We start from the raw sequence: 1262 nt of genomic DNA, 5'->3' as shown, positions 1-1262 counted from the left end.
TGAGGTGTACTGTCAATAGCGGACACTCTTGTTTCAAGCCACCCGTGGCTGTTTGCTGAATTTCTCAGCGAACAACGCGGGCGGAACATTGCCAAGGCGCGAATGGCGTCGCTGGCGGTTGTAAAAGCTTTCGATGTATTCCTGTATTGCCGCTTTCGCGTCTGCCCGGGTGGCGTAACGTTGATGGTGCACCAGTTCGTTTTTCAGGCTGCCCCAGAAGCTCTCCATGGGCGCGTTGTCGTAGCAGTTCCCTCGGCGCGACATGGACGGCTTCATGCCGAACTGCGTCACCAGTTTTTGATAGTCATGGGCGCAGTACTGGCTGCCACGGTCTGAGTGGTGAATCAGGCCCGGCGCGGGGCGTTTATTGCGCACGGCCTTCCACAGCGCCGTTGCCGTCAGCGTTTGCGTCATGCGCTCGTCCATCGCGTAGCCCACCAGCTCACAGGTGAACACGTCCTTGATGCCGGCCAAGTAAAGCCAGCCTTCCCCGGTGGCCACATAGGTGATGTCGGTCACCCAGGCTTCGTTCGGACGGGTCGGTGCAAAGGTCTGATTGAGCAGGTTGTCGGCCACCGGCAAGTCATGGTTCGAGTTCGTGGTGGCCTTGAACTTGCGCTTCTGCTTGCAGCGCAGGGCGAGCTCGCGACGCAGACGGACGATGCGGTCACGGCCGGCCGGGAAGCCTTGCGCCGTCAGTTCCGGCTGCATGCGCAACGGGCCATAGGTCTGCCTGCTCTGTGCGTGCACAGCCTCGATGGCGATCTTCAGGCGCGCGTCTTCCTGCGTCCGCCGTGACGGTTTGCCGCTCGCCCAGGCGTAGAAACCGCTGCGCGAGACGCCAAAGACGCGGCACATGACGGTGACAGGAAATTCGAGTCGCAAGGTCTTCATGACCGCGTACCTGGCAGCGACTCCCGCGCAAAGTACGCTGCCGCTTTTTTTACGATATCGCGCTCCATGCGGGCCTCGGCGAGCTCTTTGCGCAGCTTGGTTACCTCGGCCTCAAGCTCCGGGACGGAGCGGCTGCCAAGGGCCACTTTGGGCGACGTGCCGTGCCTTGCCGCACTCACCCAGTTGGCCAGCGTGCCCTTTGGAATGGTCAGGCGCAACGCGGCGTCTTCCAGCGCCAGGCCTTGTGTCAGGACCAGTTTTACCGCTTCTTCCCGAAGCTCCGGTGTGTATGTTGTTGAGCGTGTCATAAGTTCTCCAGTCGGTGAAGTTTACCAAACTAGAGTGTCCGAAAAAGTCAGGGTACCTCA

The 1262-nt window shown here is 60.6% G+C and carries 1 protein-coding gene; it reads right to left on the bottom strand.

Annotated elements, in window-relative coordinates; translation table 11 throughout:
* Positions 1-33: 33 nt before the first annotated feature.
* Positions 34-1202 (bottom strand): IS3 family transposase gene (locus ACQ4WL_RS27580; RefSeq protein ID WP_436512899.1). Its coding sequence is split into 2 segments (ribosomal slippage): positions 34-938 and positions 938-1202, totalling 1170 coding nucleotides; the frame shifts between segments, so codons are not numbered across the junction.
* Positions 1203-1262: the final 60 nt, after the last annotated feature.

The sequence above is a fragment of the Janthinobacterium kochi genome, from assembly GCF_051380715.1.
Classification (GTDB): Bacteria; Pseudomonadota; Gammaproteobacteria; order Burkholderiales; family Burkholderiaceae_D; genus Janthinobacterium.
The sequence above is the reverse complement of the archived record's forward strand: the minus strand, read 5'-3'. Positions and strand labels throughout refer to the sequence as shown.